Consider the following 22,069-nt stretch of genomic DNA (forward strand, 5'->3'; position numbering starts at 1 on the left):
GTATAAGAGACAGCCAGATAACGCCGCATGGGCCCCGGCTCGCCCACCACCATCACCAACGCGAGCACCCCGAGGATGAAGTAGGCCACGTGGACCGGCGCCAGGGGGGCCTCGCGCGCCAGCCAGCCCGTGGCCAGCAGTTGCAGCACCAGGCCCACCTGCGCCACCCCCTTCGCGGGGCCCCGGTTGAGCACCAGCACCAGCGCGAGCACCGCGTCCAGGCACACCAGCCCGTACGTCCACGCCGGGTCCTCCAGCGAGCCCAACAGGCCCGCGGCGCGGACGAACCAGGCCGCGGCGCTCGCCAGCAACACCCCCGCCGCCGGGCCCGGATGGGCGGACACCGCGCTGGTGACGAGGTCCCCGCCGAACACCGTGGCGTCGTCGTCCGCCTCCACCATGGGCCGGTCCAACCGCATCCGGCCGACCTTCTTGTGGGACTGGAGATGGTCGAACGGCTCCCCGCACGAGGGGCACGCACTGGCACCGCGCGGAATGGGGCTGTGGCCACAATTCGGGCAGAGAGTCTGAGGCATGGCCCTCGGCGTATACCGCACTGCCCGCGCCGCCCACGAGGCCGCGACATTCGTGTCAGGAGATTCAGGCTTTCCGCCCGGAAAGGCAGACTTCTGCGGGAAGGCTCGACTCTGACATCGAGGTCAGATTGGACCTGGGTGCCAAGAATTGTAAGCCACGTGACGAAACAAGGCCGTTGAACGAAACGTCGAGATTGCGCTCGGAGTGAACGAAAACGCTCGATGAAACGATTCATACCCGGGCAGCACCGTGAACCCAGCGAGCTGGCTGTCTGCTTAACCCCGCTTTCTACCTGGGAAATGAGGGGCATTGTCCCACCGGACAGGTAGTCAGGCGGCTGGCACCTCAACTGCATGTGTCAGACCCACGGTGTACTCACCCGCGTAGCACGGTGCGGTGGGAGGAACCCATGGGCAAGCGGACGACTCGTAGAAGTGGCGCGGTTCCCAGGCAGGGCCGGCGGGTGATGCCCGCGCTCCGGCGAACGGCCCAGCGGGCCCGGGCGGCGGCGGACAAGGTCCACCTGACGGTGGGCGAGGTCATCGCGGCGGCCTTCGAGACCTCCGGTGGGGAACTGGTGGATGTGCTGGCCCAGCTCACCTCGCCGCAGATGACCCGGGCGCTGGGGCGCCGCATCGTCGTAGAGGGCTGAGCCCTCCGCCCCTGTCCCCGTCAGCGTGGCGCGTGCGGCTGTCCGCGCGCCGGCGTGGACGTCAGTCTCCCGCCAGCAGGATGCCGGCGGTGTAGCGCTGCCGCGTGGGCTCTCCCGCGAGCAGCTTCTCGAAGTCTTCGGCGTTGTTCGGGTGCACCAGGAAGCTGCCGGAGCGTGTCTCCAGGCGCACAGGTGCGGCCAGCGCCTGTGGCTCCTCGGCCACGGTGCCACCACTGCCCACGTCCAGGCGGTGAGGCGGCACGGTGGCGCAGGCGGTGAAGAGCAGGAAGCCAGGAACAAGAATGCGCCTCATGCGGGTCCTCCGGTGGACGGGCCCAGGAGCGGGCCAGCGCGCCCCTCCCTATGCCGCATCCCGCGCCGAGACAAGGCACCGCACGCCAGGCCGGAAACGACGAAGGCCCGCGTCCCCTTGGGGAGACGCGGGCCTGGGACTTCACGCCGTCAGCGGCCCGGGGCTACCGGGGCTGCCAGCGCGGGCGGTGGTCATCGCCGCGCGACGTCTGGAGGGTGTAGTCGCCCACCGGGTGGATGATGGGGTCACCCACCTTGGCGCCCGCCACCGGGTCAATCTGCTGGACGTAGAGCTGCCCCCCCTGGATGTAGGCCACGTGGTGGGCATCCGGAGAGAACGACGGGAGCGTGGCGCCCTCGGCGAAGCTGACCTCATCCCCCACCGGGGCGCCGTCCGCCGTGTTGATGCGGCGCAGGAAGACGATGTTGCCCGGGTCGCCGGCGCAGGGCGAGGCGGCGCCGCCGCAGAGCACCGGCTCACCCGTGGTGGGGTTGAAGAAGTAGGCGCGCACGTACGCCACCCAGCTGCCGTCCGGCGCCCAGGTGGGGTTGGCGATGTAGGAATCCACCGAGCCACCCTCGACGGCCGCCGTGCTGAACTCGGCAATCGTCTGCACGGCGGCGCCGCCCACCGGGACGATGTAGAGCGCGGCGTTCAGCCCCACCGGCCGCGTGTCATCCGGACGGAGGAACAGGAGCTGGTCATTGACGCGGTTGTAGTGCGGCTGCTCCGCCGTGGCGCCCGCGATGGCCAGCGGCGTGGGCGCGCCGCCCACGGTGGCCGTGGAGAGGCCGACGGTGGCGGTGCTGAACGCGAACGTGTCGCCGTTGCGCCAGTCCGGGAAGGTGCCCGCGGCCGTGGCCTCCTCCACCGTGCCGCCCTCGGCCGGGACGCGGGAGATGCCGGAGATGCTGTCGCCCGCGCGGCGCACGTACAGGAGCGAGTCACCCGGCTCCCACTCCAGGTAGAGGAAGCCCTCGGTGCTGCCCGTGGTGCCGTTGGCGAGCACCGCGGGCGGGTCCGCCACCAGCGGCACGTCGCGCGCCACCAGCTCACCGGCCAGGTTCCCCGTCGAGGTGCCCGTCTCGGTGGCGCCCTGGACGAAAGCGATCCGGTTGCCGGCCGGGTTCCAGCGCGGGTAGCGGCTGTTCACCGCGGCGTCCGACAGCCGGGTGGGCTCCGGCTCGTCGAAGCGCGTCACCACCGCCGCCATGGCGTCGGTGTCATCCATGGCCGTGAAGGCCACGTGCAGCGACTGGCACGTCATGGCCTCGGCCGCGCCCTCACAGCGCAGGCCCGCGGCGCAGTCGGCGGACGAGGTGCAAGCCTCATCCTTGGCCCCGGTGCCGATGACGACCACGCCGCCGTCGCCGCCCGTGCCCGCGTCCGTGCCGGCATCCTCCTCGGTGCCCGCGTCCTCTCCGGTCCCCGCGTCTTCCTCGGTGCCCGCGTCCTCTTCGGTCCCCGCGTCCTCCTCGGGCGGCGGCTGGACATCGCGCAGCTCGCAGTCGCCAGAGCGGCACGTCCACTCCTGCCCCTCCGGGGGTGGCCCGTTGTCGCGCCGGCAGTCGAAAGCATCGACACACTCGTCACCGCACCCCGTCGACAGCACCAGCAGCGCGCCACACAGCGCGCTGAAAACGACACGCATGGTCATGGAAACCCTCCGAAGAACAGAGGGCGCGTATACCGTCAGGCTTTCCGGGCGTGCCTACCCTGCGGTGCAGGAGCGCGCAGCGTGTTCCTGACTGAACGGCCACGAGGAGTGCCCTGCTCAATGATAGACACCCACTGCCACCTGGATGCGGCGCGCTTTGATGAGGATAGGAATGATGTCCTCGCGCGCGCCTGGGCCGCGGGGCTTCACGGCATCGTCATTCCTGGCGTGGGTCCGCGTGACTGGGAGCCCCTGCGGGAGCTGTCCCGACAGGATGCCCGCCTTCAGGTGGGCCTGGGCATCCACCCGCAGCTCCTCCCTGACATGCCGCCCGAAGAGGACGACGCCGTGCTCGAGCACCTGGACGCGCTGCTCGCGAAGGGCGGCGCGGCGGCCGTGGGCGAGTGCGGGTTGGACGGCCCCAGCCTGCCGGGCGCGCCGCTGGAGCGGCAGGTGAGGGTGCTGAAGCGGCACCTCGCGCTGGCGCGCAAGCACGGCCTGCCCGTGCTGATGCACTGCCACCGGCTGCACCCGGCCCTCATCGAGCTGCTCAAGCAAGAGCCGCTACCGGAAGCGGGCCTGCTCCTGCACAGCTACAGCGGCGGCGTGGAGTTGGCGCGCTTCTACTTGCAGAAGGGCTGCCACTTCTCCTTCGCGGGCCCCGTCACCTGGGCGGAGGCCCGCAAGCCGCTGGACGCGCTCCGGGCAATCCCCCTGGAGCGGCTGATGGCGGAGACGGACGCCCCGGACCAGGCCCCCACGCCCCACCGGGGGACGCGCTCCGAGCCCGGCTACCTTCCCCACATCCTGGAGGGCATGGCCCGCGTCCGGGGGGAGCCCGCCGAGGCGGTCGCCCGGCAGACGACCGAGAATGCCCGCCGCTTCTTCCGGGAAGCTTTCCCTGCGCCTTCGCGGTAGGCGAGCGGTCGCGTTATAGAGGACCGCCATGAACCCGCAGCCGCTCCCCTCCCCTGAGACTCCGCCCACCGCCCCGGACTCGCTCGCCCGTCCCTTCAAGCTCTCCCGCCGCTTCGACCGGACCGGCCGCCTGCTGGGCGACTCCGCGATGGAGCGGCTGGCCAACGCCCGCGTGGTGGTGTTCGGCCTGGGCGGCGTGGGCAGCTTCGCGGCGGAGGGCCTGGTGCGCAGCGGCGTTGGCCACCTGACGCTGGTGGACCACGACGACGTGTGCGTCACCAACACCAACCGCCAGCTCCACGCGACAGTGAAGGCCGTGGGCAAGCCCAAGGCGGAGCTGATGGCGCAGCGCTGCCAGGAAATCAACCCGGCGGCGAAGGTGGAGGCGGTGCGCGAGTTCTACCGCGCGGACGTGGCCGAGCAGATGCTTCAGGCGGGCCAGTACGACTTCGTGGTGGACGCCATCGACAACGTGAAGGCGAAGCTGCACCTCTTGCACCGCTGCGTGACGCTGGGCGTACCGGTGGTCAGCTCCATGGGCGCGGCGGGCCGGCTGGACCCCACCGCCATCCGCGTGGAGGACCTGTCCGAGACGCACATGGACCCCTTCGCCAAGGACATCCGCAAGCTGCTCAAGCGCAAGTACGCGGTGGAGACGGACAAGCACACGGGCATCACCGCCGTGTACTCCATTGAAGCGCGGCGGCTGCCGGTGACGCTCCAGTACGACGACGCCACCGACGGCTTCCTGTGCGTGTGCCCGCAGGACAACGAGTTCCACACCTGCGACCACCGCACGCAGATTGACGGCAGCGTGGCCTTCGTTACGTCCTGCTTCGGGATGAACGCGGCGGGCGTGGTGGTGCGGCGGCTCGCGTCGGCGCGCTAGCCGGACGCCGCCTCACGCCACCTGCTGCGGCCGGGGCGCCTGGGCGACGGCGCCCTCGCGCCCGCAGGGGCGGCGGAAGACACACCGCGCGCAGGCCGTCAGCGACTCCGTGGGCGGAAACGCGGAGGCGTCCAGCGGCGTGTTGGTGGCCGCGTCCTTCAGCAGCGCGCGCATCTTCGCCACGCTCTGCTCGAAGTGCCGGCGGAAGGAGGCCATGGCGTCCGGGTCCACCGTGACGTCCTGCTCCTTGCCCTCGTTGAGGTACACGAGCGAGGCGCGCACCTTCTCCACCGGGAAGCGGTAGCGCTGCGCCACATAGAGCGCGTAGCCGAGCACCTGCTCGTCATACCCTTCGCGCGACTTGCCCGTCTTCCAGTCCACCACCACCGGCGTGCCGTCCGCGTCCACGAAGGCGAAGTCGGGAATCGCGAAGACCTTGAGGCCGTCCAGCGTGAAGTGGGCGAAGTCGAAGCCCGCGTCCACCTCCAGCCACTGCTCGGGCTTGAGGCTGTGCGCCAGGTCCTTCCAGCGCGAGGAGAAGAACCACGACAGCGCGGAGCGCACCGTCTCCCAGTTCTGCTTCCACGCCTCGTCCGGCACGGCTTCGGCGTACTCGTGCTCCACCAGGCCGGTGAACTGCTTGCGGTACTTCTGCGACCAGTAGTTCTTCGAGCGCGAGTGCCGGAAGTCGTCCTGCATCAGCTTGCGCGTGCGCGCCTCCACCGCCGCCGGGTCCACCTGGCGGCCCGCGCGCCAGTCCAGCAGCACGTCCTTGATGCTCTCGTGCACCACGCTGCCGGCCCACGTGTAGCGGTTGCCCAGCTTCTTCAGCACGTAGAGCTCGCGCACGTCCTTGGGCGCGCTCACCTCCCAGCCGCCCCAGGAGCGGTAGTAGTAGAGGTAGTACGCGCGAAGGCACTCGGAGAACTTCTCGTGGCGGCTCTTGGACCAGGAGAAGTCGTTGCTGAGAGGAGGGCGCGGCATGAGGGCGCGCATCCTAGGCGTTCGCCCGCTCCACCAGAAGGGGAACAGGCGAGGAAACAGGCCCCCGCTGGTCGCTGAAAGACAGTCCCCCCAGGCAACCGGGAGGGTATGGTGCGCGCCGGCATGAAGACCCAATTCCTCAAGGGCCGGGTGGTCCTCGTCACCGGGGCCTCCGGAGGCATTGGCAGGGCGGCGGCGAAGGCCTACGCGGCGGCGGGCGCGGATGTCGTCCTGGCCGCGCGCCGGCTCCCCGAGCTCGCAGACGCGGCCCGTGAAGTGGCGTCACTGGGCGTGAGGGCACTGCCGGTGCGGTGCGACGTCACGGTGGGCGACGACGTGACGCGGCTGGTGCGCGAGACGGACGCCGCCTTCGGTGGGCTGGATGTGCTCGTCAACAACGCGGGCCAGGGGCTCTACGGGCCGCTGGAGGGCGTTGGTGAGGCGCAGCTCCGGCAGGTCTTCGAGCTGAACGTCTTCGGGCTGTGGCGGATGACGCGCGAGGCCCTGCCGCTGCTGCGCAAGCGGCGTGGCGCGCAGGTGGTCAATGTCAGCTCCGTGCTGGGCCACCGGGGGCTGCCCCTGCTGGGCGGCTACTGCGCGTCCAAGGCCGCCGTGAATATGATGACGGAGTCGCTGCGCGCGGAGCTGGCCGCCGAGGGCATCCGGGTGCTGCTCGTGTCGCCCGGCTTCACCGAAAGCGACTTCCGGGAGAACCGCCTCCATGCGGAGGGCTGGCGACAGGACGCCATCCCGCTGAAGGCCATGTCCGCGGAAGCGGTCGCCGATGCCATGGTTCGCGCCAGCCGGAGTGGACGGCGCGACACCGTGCTCACGCTGCCCGGCCGGGTGATGGTGGTGGCCAACCGGTGGGTGCCTTCCCTGTTCGACCGTGTCGCCCGCCGCATGGCGGTGGCGCCGAAGAAGAAGGACGCATGACCTCCCGCAGTCCGCTCGCGGCCACTGTCTCTCCCGCCCCGGCGCACCTGGCCAGCGTGCGCGGGCCACTGCTGGACTGGTACGACCGGAACAAGCGAGACCTGCCCTGGCGCCGCACCCGGGATCCGTATGCCATCTGGCTGAGCGAGGTCATGCTCCAGCAGACCCAGGTGTCGACGGTGATTCCCTACTGGGAGCGGTTCCTCGCGCGCTTCCCCACTGCGCGCGCGCTGGCCTCGGCGCCGCTGGATGACGTGCTCGCGGGTTGGAAGGGCCTGGGCTACTACAGCCGCGCCCGCAACCTGCACCGCGCCGCGCAGGAAGTCGTCGCGCGCTTCGGCGGCACCCTGCCCCCCACCGCCGCGGAGCTGCTCGAGCTGCCCGGCTTCGGCCGCTACACCGCCGGCGCGGTGGCCTCCATCGCCTTTGGTGAAGAAGCGCCCCTGGTGGATGGCAACGTCGCGCGCGTCTTCGCTCGCCTCTTCGAGGTCGAAGGCCTTCCGGGAGACCGCCAGCGAGAAGCCACACTGTGGGCGCTCGCCGCCGCGCTGGTGAAGGGCGAGCGGCCCGGTGACTTCAACCAGGCCCTCATGGAGCACGGCGCCACCACGTGCCGGCCAGAGAACCCGCTGTGCCTGCTGTGCCCCGTGCGCGGCGCCTGCGTCGCCTTCCGCAAGGGCCGCGTGGACGAGCTGCCCCCCGCCAAGGTGCGCGCCACGCCCAAGAAGCTGACGCTGGCCGTCGCCGTGTGGCCCCATGCCGGCACCCTCCTCTTCGCCCGCCGCGCGGACGCCGGCCTCTTCGGAGGCCTGTGGGAGCTGCCGTCCGCCGAAATCGCCGACGACGCACCAGACAGCGAAGCCCGCGCCCGGCTCGCCGCCGCGCTGGGCGTCGACGTGACGCTGCAAGGCCCGCTGGGCACCGTGAAGCGGCAGCTCACCCACCGCGACCTCTCGCTGCGGCTGCTGCGCGTCTCCGGTCCTCGCCGGCCCACGCGCACGCCCGCCTTCCAGGAGCTTCGCTGGTGTTCCCCGACCGACGCGGGGGACCTCGGCATAAGCACCGCGATGCAGCGAGCGCTCGACGTCGTGCTCGGAGTGGGCGTGCTGTCAGGCGACTGAGGGCCTGCACGCCGGCCTCGCACGTTGCGCCTGTGCGCCGTCCGACACAGAGGCAGTCCTCCTGTCGCACTGGCAACCCCGGCCCTGGCATGCCGGTTTCGTTCGGGCTCGACGCGCCCCAATCTCCGCGGACTCTTTTCCGGAGGAATCCGAACATGGCACGCCACACCGCCTACAAGCCGACGGGGCCGTCTTCGAGCAAGCCGCCAGCCGCGTCGGCCCGGTCCAAGCTCCGGGCTCCGGAACCGCGTCCCGGCCCCACCAACGAGCAGCTTGCCCGTCGGGCCTACGAAATCTTCCTGGCCCGTGGCGGCACGCACGGCAGCTCCGAGCAGGACTGGTTCCAGGCCGAGCGCGAGCTCCGGCTCGGCCGTCAGTGACAGCCCGCCGTCGCAGCGCCGGGGGCCATTGCCAGGGGGTGAGCTGGCGTGCCGCCAGGCCAACTCACTTCGCCACGCGCCGCCGCTTGCGCACCGCCGGAGCGCCCGAGGCGCACGCGGAGGCACGTGGGCTGTAGTATCGCCGGAGCCAGCGGCTGAGCCCGTCGAAGCCAGGGAAGAGCACGCGCTCGGTGATGTTGCTCTGGTCCAGCTTGTCGCGCACCTCCCACTTGAGCGCGGCGGGAATGATGAGCTTGCGCACGCCCTCCGCCTGCGCTTCGAGAAAGGTGTCCAGGCAGAGCTCGGGCCCGTTCATCACCGAGAAGAGCGCGAACTGATTCACGATGCGGGCATCCAACGACGGCGGCTCCAGGAAGAGCACGAACGGGTGCCTCGCGAGCTGGTCGAAGGTCGAGAGGTCCGATGCCGCCGTGGCCAGCATCTCCCCCGTGAAGACGTCCGCGCCTTCTCCCTGGAGCAGCGTCTTCAGCCGCCTGGGAAGGTGGCGGTTCGTCTGGCGGTAGTCCACGCACCACACCACGCCGTCCTCCCCATACCGCTCCGGGTTCTCGGTGAGGAAGTGGAGCGCCACGTAGGGGCTGAAGGTCCAATCCAGCAGCCGCGTGGGCAGCCCATGATGCTGGGCCAGGGCGAGCCAGTCCCAGAGTGACTCCACCGGCTGCGGGCTGTAGCCCCGCGCGTACTTACGGAAGGCCCTCAGCAGGTCCTTCTCCTTGCGCACGAACAGCCCCTTGCGGTTGAGCGCCGTGGACAAGTCATTGGCCACCTGGGGCATGCCACGGAAGACGAAGGTGGAGCGGTGACGCCCCAGCACCTCGCTCCACGATCCGGCGAAGAGCGCGTCCTGCAGCTCCAACCATGTCCCGATACGCTGTTCCAACATGGGCGCCTGAACCCCCGCGACAAGATAAACACCGCGGGGGCCCCGGCCTTACGGCGGCCGCTCAGTGGGGGTTCACGGTGTCAACGGAGGGACGCTCGGCCAGGAGCGCGCCCCGGAGCCGCCGCTGCGCCGCCTTGAGCTCCTCCAGGATTCGCTCCGCGTCGATGACCGTGCGCATCGCCAGCCCGCAAGCGGGCGTCAGCACCACCGTGGACACCACCTGCGCGAAGGTGAAGCCGCTGGGAAGCGCCGCCTTCAGCGTGGCCTCCACCGAATCCACCAGCTCCCCCACCTCATAGGTGGACGCCAGGTCCGTGGGGATGATGCCCAGGCTCAGCGTCGCGCCCGCGCCAAGGAAGCGCTCCAGCGCGGCGTCCGCCTCCACCATGGCGTCCAATGACAGCCGCACGTCCAGGGAGAGCAGGTCCGGCTGGACGTCCAGCAACGCGGCCCAGTCCGTGTTGCCGCAGCAGTGCAGTCCCACCAGCGCGCCTTCGCGCTGCAAGGCCACCACCAGCAGCTTCAGCTCCTGCATGGCAATCAGGTGCCGGGGATTCGTCCGCTGGAGCGCATAGAGCCCGGGCTCGTCCAGGTAGAACAGCGGCGTGGTGCCCGCGCGGCGCAGCGCCTTCACCATGGCCAGTGCGCGCGCCAACGTCAGCCGGTACATCGCCTCATCCAGGCCCGGCACCTCCAGCGCGGGCTGTCCGTCGGTGGTGCGCGCCACCGAGCGCACCGTGAAGGGGCCCGCGAGCTGCGCCTTCGCGAAGGCCAGCTTCCGCGTCTCCACCTCCCACAGGAAGGGCCGCCACGCCCGGCACGCCTCGGGGGAGGGCTCGAAGGCCTCGAACTGGCCGGACTGGAACGCCGCCTCCAGCCGCGCCTCGAAGGCCGCGCGCCCCGCCTGCCAGGCCGCGAGGTCCACGGTGCACAGGCCCTCCTCATCAAAGGACAGGCCCGGCAGCCCCTCCAGTGCCGCGGGAATCATCAGCTCCGAGGGCTTGCCCACCGGCAACTGCGGCAGGAACGGGATGTCCAGGGCCAGCGCGGCCTGGAGCCCCAGCTCCACTTGCGTGTGCGGCAGGCTCCCGACTCCGGTGGTGGCGCAGGCAGGCAGCAACTGGACGGCTCGGCGGATGTTCGGCGCGCTCATGGCGCGGACTGTATCCCCTCCCCGGCCCTCCGGTGTGGCTGCCCATCCCCGATGCGCCGGGTTCCCGACCTTCCTGTCCGGCAACAACGTTCCACCCGAGAACCGGGAGACACCCCGGCGGACAAGGGAGGGGGCATTCATGAACAGGCGAGGTGGATGGGGGACGGGCACCCTGGCGGCGGCACTGCTCGCCAGTCCCGCCGTCGCGGAGACGCCCCGCGTCAAGGCGCAGCCTGCCCCGGGCTTCGGGGCCTCCGGCCTGACGGTGCGCAGCGGCGTGACGACGTGGTCGGGCAACGTGGGCAGGCAGACGGGCGTGGGCGCGTTCCTGGCGCTGCTGGGAGAAGTCCCCATCGTCTCCGGCGTGGGCCTGGAGCTGGGCTACGAGGCCTCCGCCAACGGCTACGCGGAGCCCCGACGCGGCACCCTGTGGCGGCACAACGGCGGCCTGCTGGCCAAGGTGGGCCCCACGCTCTTCTCGCAGTGGAAGCCCTTCGTCGGCGCGGGCGCCGGCTTCAGCTACTTCCACCCCACGCCCATGGACGTGGGCACCGCCTTCGAGAAGGGCTGGGGCGCGGAGGTGCCGCTCGCCGCCGGGCTCGAGTACCGGTACAGCGGCGTCACCGCCGGACTGCGCGCCACCTACCGCGTGCTCGTGGCGCGGGACTTCGCCCCGGACAGCGCCGACGCCGGCAACCTCTTCAGCGCCGACCTGGGCCTGGGCATGCGCTTCTGAGGCGCCCTTCGCCGGCTTGCGTGGGGCGCGCGGGGCCGGCGACTCGCCGCCGGAAAGCGGCGGGGACCTCAGGGGACGGCGTTGGCGAACACCGCGTTGAGGAACCCCAGCGCCGCCTGCCGGATGCTGGCGTTGGAGTCGTTCTGACTGGCCCAGGCCAGCAGCGGGCGCACCTCGGGGGTCGTGGTGGCCCTGGAGCCCAGGAACTGGACGAGCTCCGCTCGCAACCCGTCCGACGGGTCCCCCCGCAGCGCCTGGTCGAGCGCGGACAGGAGCGGCCCCAGCGGGCGGAAGCTGATGGCGAAGAGCACGGCCTTCCGGACCTCCGGCGAGGGGTCCCCGAGCAGCCGCTGCGCGAGGAGCGGGTCCACCGCCGGGTCGGCAAGCAACCGCAGCGCCTCCACTGCGGCCTGCCGCACCTGGGGAGCCGCTTCACGGAGCCCCTCTTCGATATAGACGAGCGCGCGGGAGTCCCGTGTGTTCCCCAGCGCTCGCAGCACCAGGGCCTTCTCCTCCACCGAGTTCGACGAACGAAAACGCGCGCCCAGCTCCTCGACGAGCGTCTGCGCGCCCCGTGCGTCCTGGGACCCGGCCCCCATCCGCATGGCCGCGTTGCCCAGCGCCAGGGTCGCGGTGTCCCGCAGCTCCGGCTGCGTGTCGCGCGCGCGCGCCCGCAGCGCCTCCACGCCCTCCGGAGTGGGAGCCTCCGCCATGCCCAGGGCCGCGACCGCGTCCGTCCGGACCGGGACGGACACGTCGCCATCCTCCAGGATGCGGGAGAGGGCCTGAATCGACTCCGTCGTACTGGCCGCTGACAGCGCGCCCAACATCGGGCTGGCGGCGAGCGGCTCCAACCCCTCGTGCAGCACCCCTGGCACCTTCAGGGCCTCAGCGGGCTCCAGCACGAACAGCGCGCGCAGGCGCTCCATCGCCAGGGTCCTCGCGTCGTCCCGGGCCTGTGCGTCCTTGGGCAGCGCGCGCAGGTCCTCGAGCATGTCCTCGAAGCGGCGCCCCCCCAGAATCTGGCGGTGGTGGGCCTGTGGGTCCTGCGCGTGGCCCTGGATGCTGGCCAGCGGGATGGTGGTCAACCCGTCTCGTAGCGCGGCCAGCGCGCCGGGCAACGTGGTGTCCCGGCTCCGCGCCAACAACAGCAGCCGCAGCCGCAGTTCATGACTGGCCCGGGGCATGCCATCTCCCGCGTCCACCTCGAACTGCTCGCTGGCCACCAGCGACTCTGGCCACAGGTCCGCGCCCAACTGGAACTGGGAATCGGTGCGCACATCAATGCGGAGCTTGTCCTTCGCGAGCGGCTGGAGGCCCTTCGCCGTCGCCACGTGGGTATAGGCCAGCTTCGACTTGGAGAAGCGCAGCGGCTCCTCGGCGCGCCGGTACGCAGCGTTGTACTGGCCCGTGGCATCGTGCTCCTCGCTCTGCCAGCCCGCGCCAGGGACGCCCTGCACCACGAACTGCGTCGCCGCCACCACCGAGCGGAGCAGGCCCTGCGCCAGCACGTCCGTGCCCGTCTCCATGTGGACGAGCCGCGCGGCCCCCGTGCGCTCCATCGTCACGAAGAACGGGAGGGAGAGGCTCCCTATCAGCAACTCCCGCTGCTCCGGGGACAGGGCGTCATGGCCCTCGATGTCGACGGAGACGCTCTCTGGCAACAGGCTCACCCGCGCATCGACCCGCGCGTCACTCGCGCTGACGATGCCCACACGCCACTCGCCCTGGAGGTGAAAGCGCATTGATGGCGGCGCATCCCCTTGCGGCTGCGTCTGCTTGAAGGCCACCTGCTGCGTCACGTCCAGCGAATACCGGTACTCCGAGCCTGGCACCCAGGCCCGCCTTCCATCCTCGCTGGCGCGCACGGGCTCAGGCCCGGAGCGCGGCGGGGGGGCCTGGAGCGCCGCCGGCGCGCGCGAAGGCCCCGGCGCCGGAGTGGGAATGGCCGCTTCCGGCTGACTCCACCACCACGCAGCGGAGAGCCCCACGACGAGGAGGACTGCCAACGACAAGGCTTGATGACGCTTCGGTGCGGAGCGCATGACGCCAATCGCTAGCATGCATCAGGGGGGCGCGCCTAGGCCCAGCCGCCTCAAAATATACAACAGCGGCACCCCGCCAGTCCCGGACCACCCCGAAAAACTATCCTCTAGCAGTATGTCACGATTGACACTCGCAGTGACATGCCTGTACGAGTTTCCTTGATTTCGGGCTCAATTTGACTGCCCCGAAAGGACACCGCACATGCAAAAGCCGAGAGCAGCATTGGGTTTCGCAGCGCTGTTGTTCGCAGTGGTGGCTCCGCAGGCTGCGCAGGCACAGGTGCCCGCGTATGTCGACCCGGTCATCTACACTGTCAACCCCGCGAGTTTCCCCGCCACGACCTATCCACCAGGCTATCAGCTCAACAACAACTACCCCTGGGAGTCGACCTATCCGTTCTCGCCTTCGTATTCGGCGACCGAGCGGCAAATCATCATCAATGACGAGCTCGCGCGAACGGGCGGCGTGCTGGGGACAGACCCGGTCGACGGCAGCCCGAACATCACCATCAACCAGGGCACCATTCCCGAGGCACACGTCGAGAATGTGCAGCCCGCGGTCGTGGTGGCGACGGAAGTCACGCCTCCGTCCAATGGCACCACCCCTTTCAGCCGCAGCTACTACCGGAAGAATGACTTCGGCAACAGCCTCTTCGGTGCGGGCTACATCATCGATGCGGCGATGACGGCGTCTCCGTCAACGGGCGTCGCGGAGAAGAAGGTGGAGGCCTATGCCGACGGCAAGGTCTTCGCCGTGGCGTTTGGCACGGAGCGGGAGATTGTCCGGGGCCGCGCGGAGCTCACCGGCCAGCAGGGCGGAAACAACAGCGGCACCGCCCGCGTCTACGCCATGGGGCAGCAAATCTGGTCCGGAAACCTGTACGCCAGCTTTGAAATCACGCCCATCAACTGGAGCCGCACGTTCTTCTCCGTCTCCAAGCGGTTCATGGTGGGACCGGTTCCAGTCTCGGTCGCGGCGTCCATCGGTGGCGGCGTGAAGCTGACCGTCTCCGGGCAGATTGGGCCGACCATCGCCAGGCTGACCGCCGCCGCGGGCGGCTGGGCCAACGCCACCGCGTCCGCGGGGGTCGACATCATCATCGCGGGGGTCGGCGTCGAGGGCAGTCTGGTCCTCGTCAATGTCAGCCTGCCCGCCTTCGCCGAGCTGTTCTGGCCGTTCTACTCGCTCGACTACACGCTCCGCTCCAACGTGAACCTGAACGCGCTCTCCGGCAACATCAAGCTCTGGGTCCGGGTAGGCTTCTGGTTCCTCAAGAAGACGTGGCGAGTGACCATCGCCAGTTGGTCCGGCACCACCCAGAACTGGAACCTCTTCACCCAGAACGGCTCCCTCATCCTGGGCATGGAGCCCATGGGCATGTAGGGCGTTGTTGACGCGCCGGGCGCGGAGCCGCCAGCAAGGCGCTCCGGGCCCGGCCGGGCTCCGCCGCTACTCCCCCGCGGGGACGAGGACTTCCGGCACGTTGCCGCGCAGAATCATCCGGTTCATCTCCTCGACGTACTCGCTCTGGAAGCGCTGCGAGCCATTGAGGTAGCCCTGGGCGACGATGATGTTGGACGTGAGGTCCTTCGTCGCCGGCCGCACGTTGTAGGCGCGGGTGTACTCCCACTTCTTGTCCAGGGCGACGATTTCGTCCGCCTTGCCATGACGGTCCACGAGGCTGTCACCCACCCCGATTTCGCGGGCCCGCTTGAGCGTGCCGTCCGGCGTGACGAGCGGGTGCTCGGTGGTGACGCGCAGCTCCCCGCCGGAGCGGGTGCGGAACGTGAGGACTTCCTGCTCCGTGGCGTCGCGGTCCACCGTGTAGCGCTCGACCCGGTTCTTCATGAAGGAGAGCGCGCCGAATGAGGCCCCGGGCGAGAGCGTCACCAGGTCCGTCCGCCCGGACTCCAGCGCCTCGCGGATGCCCATGGCGCCATCAGACAGGAGGACTTTCTGGTCCGGCGCGTAGCAGCCGGGCTCGCACAAGCCATCCATCTGGATGTGCGCGGGCTTGAAGTTGTAGGGGACGCTGTTCTGGATTTGCGCGCCCGTGTACGACGCCGTCGCGGTCCCAGACGCCCCCGGCCCCTTCCAGGGTGCGTACATGTTGTTGGGGTCCACATAGATGGGGTACAGCCAGTAGCCCGCCGCCGCCGCGTCGAAGGCCTCCGTGGAGTAGGCGGAATTCCAGAAGCGCATGTCCAGGCCGCCCCACACCGTGGTGCCGTAGGGGTTCTGCTGCTGCCAGCGCTTCGCCCACTTCTGGCGGCCCTCCGCCTGGTTCGCGTTGACTAGGTCATTCGTGCATCGGTAGCTCACTGGATACCAGCCGCCGCCACCACCACCTCCTCCTCCGCCGCCGCCGTCATCGGGGAACTCCTCGACCATGATGAGCTTCTCCTCCATCCCCCCAGGCCCGCCAGCGGGAGCCGCGCTCGCGGCTCCGAGCGAGCCGCAGCAGGCGGTGAGGACCGCCAGGCCCATGATGCGTCTGTCTTTCTTCGGTGATAGCACTGTCATGATTTGCTCTTGTTGGAATCCGTCTGCGGACACGACAAAATCCGGTGCCCACCAGAAGCAGACGGGACCGGATGGATGGGGACAGGCTTTGTGAACAGCGGGGCCACCGGAGCGACAGGAAATGCGCTCCGGCGGCCGGGGTGCGGCTACTCGCCCGCGGGGACGAGGACTTCCGGCACGTTGTCGCGCAGAATCATCCGGTTCATCTCCTCGACGTACTCGCTCTGGAAGCGCTGCGAGCCATTGAGGTAGCCCTGGGCGACGATGATGTTGGACGTGAGGTCCTTCGTCACCGGGCGCACGTTGTAGGCGCGGGTGTACTCCCACTTCTTGTCCAGGGAGACGATTTCATCCGCCTTGCCGTGGCGGTCCACGAGGCTGTCACCCACCCCGATTTCGCGGGCCCGCTTGAGCGTGCCGTCCGGCGTGACGAGCGGGTGCTCGGTGGTGACGCGCAGCTCCCCGCCAGAGCGGGTGCGGAACGTGAGGATTTCCTGCTCCGTGGCGTCGCGGTCCAACGTGTAATGCTCGACCTTGTTGTCAAGGAACTCGACAGAGGCGAATGACGCCTCGGGCGAGAGCGTCACCAGGTCCGTCCGCCCGGACTCCAGGGCCTCGCGGATGCCCATGGCGCCATCAGACAGGAGGATTTTCTGGTCCGGCGTGTAGCAACCGGGCTCGCACACGCCATCCATCTGGATGTGCGCGGGCTTGAAGTTGTAGGGAACGGAGGTCTGGATTTGCGTGCCCGTGTACGACGCTGTCGCGGTCCCATACGCCCCCGGTCCCTTCCAGGGCGTGTACATGTTGTTGGGGTCCACATAGACGGGGTACAGCCAATAGCCCATGGACACCGCCTGGTTGGCCTCGAGCGTGTAGCTCGAGTGCCAGTAGTTGTGATCCAGCCCCCCCCACATCGTGATGCCATAGGGATTCTGCTGCTGCCAGCGCTTCGCCCAGCGTTGACGACCCTCGGCCTGATTCGCGGTGAGCTGATCGAACGTACACCGATATTCGTTGGGCGCCCACGCGGCGAAGGCCGATGACGACATCGCCAGTGAACCAATGACCGCGAAGATGGTCTTCTTCATGTCTTACCCCCTGCTGGTTGGTTGAAGAACGGCCTGCTACGGGCTCGTCGCGAACTGGACGACGAACACGTCCTGTCCACCCTGGTTGGGGGCCCCCAGGCTTCCGCGGGTCGTTCCCCATCCCAGAGCCATTCCTGAGCTGGTCATCACCACATCGCGCAGCTCGTCATCCGCGCCCGTCCCCCACTGCCAGGCGCGTGTCTGGTTGCCCCACCTGTCGAACTGGGCGACGAACGCATCGTGCCCGCCCTGGTTGGGGGTGTCCGTCATCGCCGCGGTCGTCCAGCCCGCCACATAGGCATTGCCCGCGCTGTCGACGGCGAGCCCCGTGGCAAGGCTGAGCTGGTTGGCCGGCCCGATGCGGCGCGTCCACTTGAGTTCTCCCGAAGTCGAGTAGCGCATCAGGAAGGCGTTGGGGATGCCGTCGTTTTCGACGAAGTTGGGGCGGCTCAGGTCGCTGTAGGAGAGCGCGAGCACGTAGATGCGGTCATTCCCGTCCTGGGCGACCGCGAGCGCCGCGTCGATGTCCGGCGTCCCCACCTGGGCGGTCCACTGCTGGTTCTGGGCACCGTCGAACTGGCGAATGAAGATGTCCGTGGAGCCCAGGGGCTGGGCGCCCAGGCGGCCTTGCGTCGACCCGACGACCCAGGTCCTCCCGTTCGGAGACACGGCGATTCCCTCTCCGCGGTCATGGGCCTGGTTCATGGAGCCGAAGACATCCCTGCGGACCTGTTGGCCCTGGTCGTCAAACTGAAGCAGCGTGACGTCGAAGCCATTGACCGGAGTCTCCAGCGTGGCCCCGGCGATGCCGATTCTTCCTTGCGGACGGAGCGCGGCGGAGAGGCCGTAGTCCTCCTCCTGTGTGCCGTGCTGGACGAGCCAGGAGCGCCGCCCCTCGTTGTCATACCGGGCCACGAAGACGTCCGCGCCCCCCGAAGAGAACTGCCCCGGGAGCGAGTCTTGCGTGATGCCGACGACGTGCGCCTGACCCTCGCCGGTGACGACCACGTCCCGCGCGGCGTCCTCGCCCGGCGAGCCGAACTGGTGAACCCAGTTGAACTGCAGGAACGAGGAGAGCTTCACCAGGAAGACATCCTGGCCGCCGCCCTGCTCTCCCGGCTCTCCGAAGGCGCCGCCCGTGTTGCCCGAGAGGTACACGTTGCCTTCGGCGTCACGCCCGAGCGCCACCGCCTGGTCGTCGGCGTCCGTCCCGAACTGCAAGAGCACCTCCCCCGTGAGGGAGTTCCCGCAGCCTTCCGTCTGGAGTTGATTGAGGATGGGCTCGGCCGTGCCCAGCTCGGAGGATGGCGCGTGACAGCCACAGCCGAGCGAGGAGATACCAACGAGGATGCACCAACGCGAGAAGCTGGACATGATGAAGAGACCTCAGGGATTCGATGTCTGCTGTTGACGCGCGAGCGCCCAGAGCGCGTCGAACCTGACGCGGGCGTACTCGAGCAGGGGTTCGTAAGGGGTGCCTCGGGACTGCGCCAACAACTGCTCCGCCCGGGCCCGGTCGTTATGGAGGAGGATCATCATCATCTCCACCTTGTCTCCCGACAGCGAGCGCCGCACCTCCGGGTCCTGGGTGGCGCGGATGTTGCGTGCCATGACGAGCGACTCGACGGTGTCGAGCAGGTGCGCCCGCTCGGGATTGTCCTTCCATTCGAGCGCCATCCCCAGATACTCGACCCGGTACATCCGGCGGAATTGATTGTCGTCGCTGTAGGTCTGTTCGCTTTCAGCCAGCAGGTCCCGCCGCGCCACTTCAATCTGTTCGCGGTCCTTGTAGATGCCACGCAGCAGCTCCCGCTCCTCTGGTTTGAGCAGCACTTTGCGCTGCAACGTCCGGAACTGGGCCAGGTCGGGGTTGCCGGCCATCATCGCATCGCGCAAGTCGTCCACCCGGAGCCTCGGGCGCCGCTGCCCGGACTCGCCTGGCGCGGCCGGCTCGGAGATGACCACCGGCGTGGTCTCCTCCGCGGGCATCTCCACGAGGGGCCGCGCGGCGGGTGGCGCGGAGGGAGCGGACGCCATGACGGGGGGCGCCGGAGGCGGCGCTTCTGGCGACGGGGCGGGGGCCCGGGCGGCACCGTTCCAGAGCGCGAAGAGCAGCGCGGAGGCCACGCAGGCGGCGCCCAGGCCAATCCCGGCGGTGCTTCGTGGAGAACGTGGCATCTGAGGTCCTGGCTCGTTGAGAGGTTCTACGCCCAAGAGGTGAGAACGACCTGGGGCCGGCCCCCTTCGGCGGGGGCCGGCGCCCTGGAGCGGCGCGCCACTCCAGGGCGGGGTTCATGCGCGCTGGGGGCTAGAAGATGCCCAGGCGGTTGAGGGCGGCGCGCAGGTTGGGACGGGGGCCGATGCGGCGGGCATCCGGGGCCTGGGCGCTGCCAGTGCTGGAGAGCACATCGCGCAGGGCCAGCGGGCTCAGCGGGAAGCGGCCGCGGGCCTGGAGCGCCCCCTGCAGGGAGGCGGCGGCCCCCGTGACGATGGGCGAGGCGCTGGAGGTCCCGCTGAAGCTGGCGGTGTAATAGGTGTTCTCCGACCCGCCGTTGAACCGGTCGCCATAGCCCAGGGTGACCACGTTCTCACCCCACCCGTGGACGTCGGGGCGGCTGCCGTGGTTGGTCCAGCACATCGGCGCGCGGCCCTGCGAGGAGCCGGCCGCGACGACGATGGCGCCCGAGTCGCGCACGTCGCGGTTGAAGGCGTTGTTGTAGGCGGCGTCATCCAGGTTGGAGCTGCCATTGCCCGCGGCCTCGACGACCACGACGCCATTCAGGGTGGCCTGGACGATGGCGTCGAACTCCGCCTGCCAGTACTCCATGGCGATGTAGTCGCACTGACCGAAGTTGCAGGTGCAGGGCGTGTTGTTGGGCGGCCCCAGGCGGTGCAGCTCGATGAGGACGACCCCGCCGGAGCCCGCGGCGACAGCGGCATTGGCGATGGCGCTGGCCGCGCTCTGGGAGCCAATGGACTCGTAGCCCGCCCGGGCGGCGTGGGCGATGCCCGTCACGCCGAAGCCATTGGACACGCCCACGATTTCCCCCAGCACGGCGGTGCCATGGTTGCGCCAGCCCAGGTCGTTGAACTGGGCGCCCCCCTGGTGGAAGAGGCCAGGCATGTCCTCGTGCGTGGTGCGCCAGCCGCCCTCCACGTCCACGACCTTGACGTTCGCGCCGCTGCCACCCGCCACCGTCCACGCGTAGTGCGCGTCGATGCCGGTGGGCGCGGCGCCCAGGTAACCCTGCTCACCCTGGAGGTTCGGGCCGGCCTTCAGCAGCATCGGCGTGAGGAAGTTGGGCCAGTTGACCGCGGCGGGCTCCGCGGCGGGCTCCGCGTAGGCCGTCTCCACGCTGGGCAGCGCGTCGAGCTTCTCCACCAGGTCCCTGACTTGCTGGAAGGTGGTACCGGGGCGGATGGGAACCTCGATGTAGAGGTTCAGGTCGGCGACCTCCTGGCCGCTGAGCGTCTCCGTCGCGAACTTGCGCGTGTCGAGCTGCTTCTCGTCGGCGGTGAACATCCGGCCCAGCCCACGAGCATAGGGGCTGGCGGCGACGAGCGAGGCCACGGTCGCCATGTCCGCCTCGACGGAGGAGCCCGTCAGGCCCCGCTGGCTCAACTGGCCCAGCTCACGCGCGCCGCGCGACTCGCGCAGCGCGATGAGCTGCTCCCCGCGCAGGCGAACGCGGGTCCCTTCGTGGAACTTCACGACGACGCGCGGAATCTCCACGTTGCGCCGCAGCTCCACCACGCCCTTGCGTGCCAGTGGCCGGGGCTTGAGCTCGAGCCCGTCCGCCGCGCTCGCGGGAAGCGCCATCGTCAAGGCGAGCACCGCGACGAACAGCTGAGAAACCGAGCTCTTCCGCCTTCCAGTTCTTCCGTGCATGAAACGGCTCCTTGGTTGATTACTGCTGCCCGCGGCTGTTGAAGCGGGCGACGAAGACGTCCTGCCCTCCGGCATGGGCGCTACCCAGTTGGCCCGTGGTGTAGCCGGCGATGACGACGTCCCCCGCGCGGGTGAGCGCGACGGCATGGGCCTCGTCCATGCCCGGGGTGCCCAGTTGCCGCGCCCACAGGCGGGCGCCGTGGGCGTCGTACTTCACGACGAAGGCGTCCCGGCCTCCCTGGTTGGGGCCGTCCATGGCGCCGTGCGTCCCGCCAGCGACGTAGATGGCGCCGTGTCCGTCCACGGCGAGCCCGCTCGCGCGGTGGAGCTCATGGGGCGAGCCGACGCGCTGAGCCCAGAGCAGGCGCCCCATCGGGTCGTACTTGAGGAGGAAGGCAGAGGAGAGGCCATCATTCTCCCCGCGGCCCGTGGCCAGGTCGCTGAAGGAGAGCGCCAGCATGAGGATGGCGCCATCGGGCGCGATGACGACCTTCAGCCCGGCGTCGATGTCAGGGGTGGCCGGCTGCCGCGCCCAGGCGAGGCCCAGCGTGGGGTCGAGGTGGGCGAGGAAGGCGTCGAACGAGCCCGCGTTCGCCGAGGCGAACCCACCCAGCGTGGCGCCCACCAGCACGACGGAGCCCTCGGCGCTGACGGCGACGGCCTCCGCCCGGTCATGCCCGGCGGTCCCATGGCGACGCGCCTCCAGCACCGTCCCATCCCCCGCCTCCAGCACCTCGATGCTCATGTCGAAGCTGACGTCGGGCTTCTCCATCGTCCCGCCGGCGAGGAAGACGTGGCGGCCGTCTCGTGAAAGGGCGACGCCCAGCCCGGTGTCTTCCTCGGCCGAGCCGCGCTGGACGACCCAGTCCAGCGCGCCTCCCGGACCGTGCTTGATGACGAAGGCATCCCCCTGCCCGAGGTTGACGGCGCCCGGCATCGCCAAGGGCGTGCTGCCCACCACGTAGGTGTCGCCCTCGGGGGAGACGGCGAGCCCCTTCACGGTGTCGTCCCACGCCGAGCCGTACTGGCGCAGCCACCGCGGCTGGGCGCTGGCATCCAGGCTGGCCACGAAGGCGTCCTGGAACTGGCCTCGCGTGACGCTCCCCTCCTCCAGCACCCCCAGGGTGGTGCCCGCCACGAAGAGGTCGCAGTCAGCGTCCAGCCCGACGTCCACCGCCACGTCATCACCCGCGCTGCCGAACTGGATGATTCGCCAGGCGGGGGACAGACAGCCCCCGCCGCCGACGAGGACGGGATGTTCAGCAGGCGTGAGCGGCCCGTCGAAGGACGCGGGGGGCTGGCACGCCGCGAGCGCTGGCAGCAGCCAGAGGGGGATGGGG

General features: G+C 69.8%; 20 protein-coding genes and 1 pseudogene. 8 read left to right on the forward strand and 13 right to left on the reverse strand.

Annotated elements, in window-relative coordinates; translation table 11 throughout:
* Positions 1-419 (reverse strand): annotated as a pseudogene (locus HV824_RS27235) (zinc ribbon domain-containing protein); the annotation flags it as partial.
* A gap of 527 nt (positions 420-946) precedes the next feature.
* On the opposite strand from HV824_RS27235, the gene HV824_RS27240 reads away from it, so the two are divergent.
* The gene (locus HV824_RS27240) at positions 947-1,189 is read left to right on the forward strand and encodes a hypothetical protein (RefSeq protein WP_240358844.1); all 243 of its coding nucleotides are present in this window, start codon (positions 947-949) and stop codon (positions 1,187-1,189) included.
* A 61-nt stretch (positions 1,190-1,250) separates the two neighbouring features.
* Here the strand turns inward: HV824_RS27240 and HV824_RS27245 are convergent, their stop codons facing one another.
* Together HV824_RS27245 and HV824_RS27250 are read right to left on the reverse strand one after the other, a co-directional pair.
* A complete protein-coding gene (locus HV824_RS27245) occupies positions 1,251-1,502 on the reverse strand; it encodes a hypothetical protein (protein ID WP_176418823.1) in 252 nt (83 codons plus the stop codon).
* Positions 1,503-1,665: 163 nt separating this feature from the next.
* On the reverse strand, positions 1,666-3,159 hold the full coding sequence (locus HV824_RS27250) for a PD40 domain-containing protein (protein ID WP_176418824.1): 1,494 nt from the start codon (positions 3,157-3,159) through the stop codon (positions 1,666-1,668).
* Positions 3,160-3,279: 120 nt separating this feature from the next.
* Between HV824_RS27250 and HV824_RS27255 the strand changes: the two genes are divergently transcribed.
* Together HV824_RS27255 and HV824_RS27260 are read left to right on the forward strand one after the other, a co-directional pair.
* Positions 3,280-4,077, forward strand: a complete 798-nt coding sequence (locus HV824_RS27255) for a TatD family hydrolase (RefSeq protein WP_176418825.1) — start codon at positions 3,280-3,282, stop codon at positions 4,075-4,077.
* Positions 4,078-4,105: 28 nt separating this feature from the next.
* Complete coding sequence (locus HV824_RS27260) at positions 4,106-4,966, forward strand: ThiF family adenylyltransferase (protein WP_176424594.1); 861 nt, start codon at positions 4,106-4,108, stop codon at positions 4,964-4,966.
* A gap of 12 nt (positions 4,967-4,978) precedes the next feature.
* Here HV824_RS27260 and HV824_RS27265 read toward each other — a convergent pair whose 3' ends face one another.
* On the reverse strand, positions 4,979-5,962 hold the full coding sequence (locus HV824_RS27265) for a PD-(D/E)XK nuclease family protein (protein ID WP_176424595.1): 984 nt from the start codon (positions 5,960-5,962) through the stop codon (positions 4,979-4,981).
* Positions 5,963-6,058: 96 nt separating this feature from the next.
* Here HV824_RS27265 and HV824_RS27270 point away from each other — a divergent pair, with 96 nt between their 5' ends.
* The 3 genes from HV824_RS27270 to HV824_RS27280 all read left to right on the forward strand — a co-directional run bounded on the left by HV824_RS27270 (position 6,059) and on the right by HV824_RS27280 (position 8,387).
* Positions 6,059-6,886 (forward strand): SDR family oxidoreductase, encoded by an 828-nt coding sequence (locus HV824_RS27270; RefSeq protein ID WP_176424596.1) that lies wholly within the window; start codon positions 6,059-6,061, stop codon positions 6,884-6,886.
* Positions 6,883-8,007 (forward strand): A/G-specific adenine glycosylase, encoded by a 1,125-nt coding sequence (gene mutY, locus HV824_RS27275; RefSeq protein ID WP_176424597.1) that lies wholly within the window; start codon positions 6,883-6,885, stop codon positions 8,005-8,007. The genes HV824_RS27270 and mutY overlap by 4 nt, the downstream gene beginning before the upstream one ends.
* A 155-nt stretch (positions 8,008-8,162) precedes the next feature.
* On the forward strand, positions 8,163-8,387 hold the full coding sequence (locus HV824_RS27280) for a DUF2934 domain-containing protein (protein WP_176418829.1): 225 nt from the start codon (positions 8,163-8,165) through the stop codon (positions 8,385-8,387).
* A 64-nt stretch (positions 8,388-8,451) separates the two neighbouring features.
* On the opposite strand, the gene HV824_RS27285 is transcribed toward HV824_RS27280, so the two are convergent.
* Positions 8,452-9,291: an FRG domain-containing protein gene (locus HV824_RS27285; RefSeq protein WP_176418830.1), complete on the reverse strand. Its 840-nt coding sequence runs from the start codon at positions 9,289-9,291 to the stop codon at positions 8,452-8,454.
* Between the two features lie 61 nt (positions 9,292-9,352).
* Positions 9,353-10,444: a hypothetical protein gene (locus HV824_RS27290; RefSeq protein ID WP_176418831.1), complete on the reverse strand. Its 1,092-nt coding sequence runs from the start codon at positions 10,442-10,444 to the stop codon at positions 9,353-9,355.
* 139 nt (positions 10,445-10,583) lie between these two features.
* On the opposite strand from HV824_RS27290, the gene HV824_RS27295 reads away from it, so the two are divergent.
* The gene (locus tag HV824_RS27295) at positions 10,584-11,180 is read left to right on the forward strand and encodes an outer membrane beta-barrel protein (RefSeq protein ID WP_255208380.1); all 597 of its coding nucleotides are present in this window, start codon (positions 10,584-10,586) and stop codon (positions 11,178-11,180) included.
* Between the two features lie 68 nt (positions 11,181-11,248).
* Here HV824_RS27295 and HV824_RS27300 read toward each other — a convergent pair whose 3' ends face one another.
* Positions 11,249-13,195: a HEAT repeat domain-containing protein gene (locus HV824_RS27300; protein WP_255208381.1), complete on the reverse strand. Its 1,947-nt coding sequence runs from the start codon at positions 13,193-13,195 to the stop codon at positions 11,249-11,251.
* Positions 13,196-13,478: 283 nt separating this feature from the next.
* Between HV824_RS27300 and HV824_RS27305 the strand changes: the two genes are divergently transcribed.
* On the forward strand, positions 13,479-14,609 hold the full coding sequence (locus HV824_RS27305; protein WP_368670964.1) for a hypothetical protein: 1,131 nt from the start codon (positions 13,479-13,481) through the stop codon (positions 14,607-14,609).
* Between the two features lie 66 nt (positions 14,610-14,675).
* On the opposite strand, the gene HV824_RS27310 is transcribed toward HV824_RS27305, so the two are convergent.
* The 6 genes from HV824_RS27310 to HV824_RS27335 all read right to left on the reverse strand — a co-directional run.
* On the reverse strand, positions 14,676-15,749 hold the full coding sequence (locus tag HV824_RS27310; RefSeq protein WP_176424600.1) for a Hint domain-containing protein: 1,074 nt from the start codon (positions 15,747-15,749) through the stop codon (positions 14,676-14,678).
* Between the two features lie 146 nt (positions 15,750-15,895).
* Positions 15,896-16,840, reverse strand: coding sequence for a Hint domain-containing protein (locus HV824_RS27315; protein WP_163787260.1), 945 nt, complete (start codon positions 16,838-16,840; stop codon positions 15,896-15,898).
* Positions 16,841-16,876: 36 nt separating this feature from the next.
* A complete protein-coding gene (locus tag HV824_RS27320) occupies positions 16,877-18,214 on the reverse strand; it encodes an SBBP repeat-containing protein (RefSeq protein WP_176418836.1) in 1,338 nt (445 codons plus the stop codon).
* Between the two features lie 12 nt (positions 18,215-18,226).
* The gene (locus HV824_RS27325) at positions 18,227-19,018 is read right to left on the reverse strand and encodes a hypothetical protein (RefSeq protein ID WP_176424601.1); all 792 of its coding nucleotides are present in this window, start codon (positions 19,016-19,018) and stop codon (positions 18,227-18,229) included.
* 130 nt (positions 19,019-19,148) lie between these two features.
* Positions 19,149-20,729: a S8 family peptidase gene (locus HV824_RS27330; RefSeq protein ID WP_176418838.1), complete on the reverse strand. Its 1,581-nt coding sequence runs from the start codon at positions 20,727-20,729 to the stop codon at positions 19,149-19,151.
* A gap of 19 nt (positions 20,730-20,748) precedes the next feature.
* On the reverse strand, positions 20,749-22,069 hold a 1,321-nt coding region (locus HV824_RS27335; protein ID WP_176418839.1), incomplete at its 5' end, for an SBBP repeat-containing protein.

Origin of the sequence: Myxococcus sp. AM009 (genome assembly GCF_013372605.1) — a bacterium.
Classification (GTDB): Bacteria; Myxococcota; Myxococcia; order Myxococcales; family Myxococcaceae; genus Myxococcus; species Myxococcus vastator.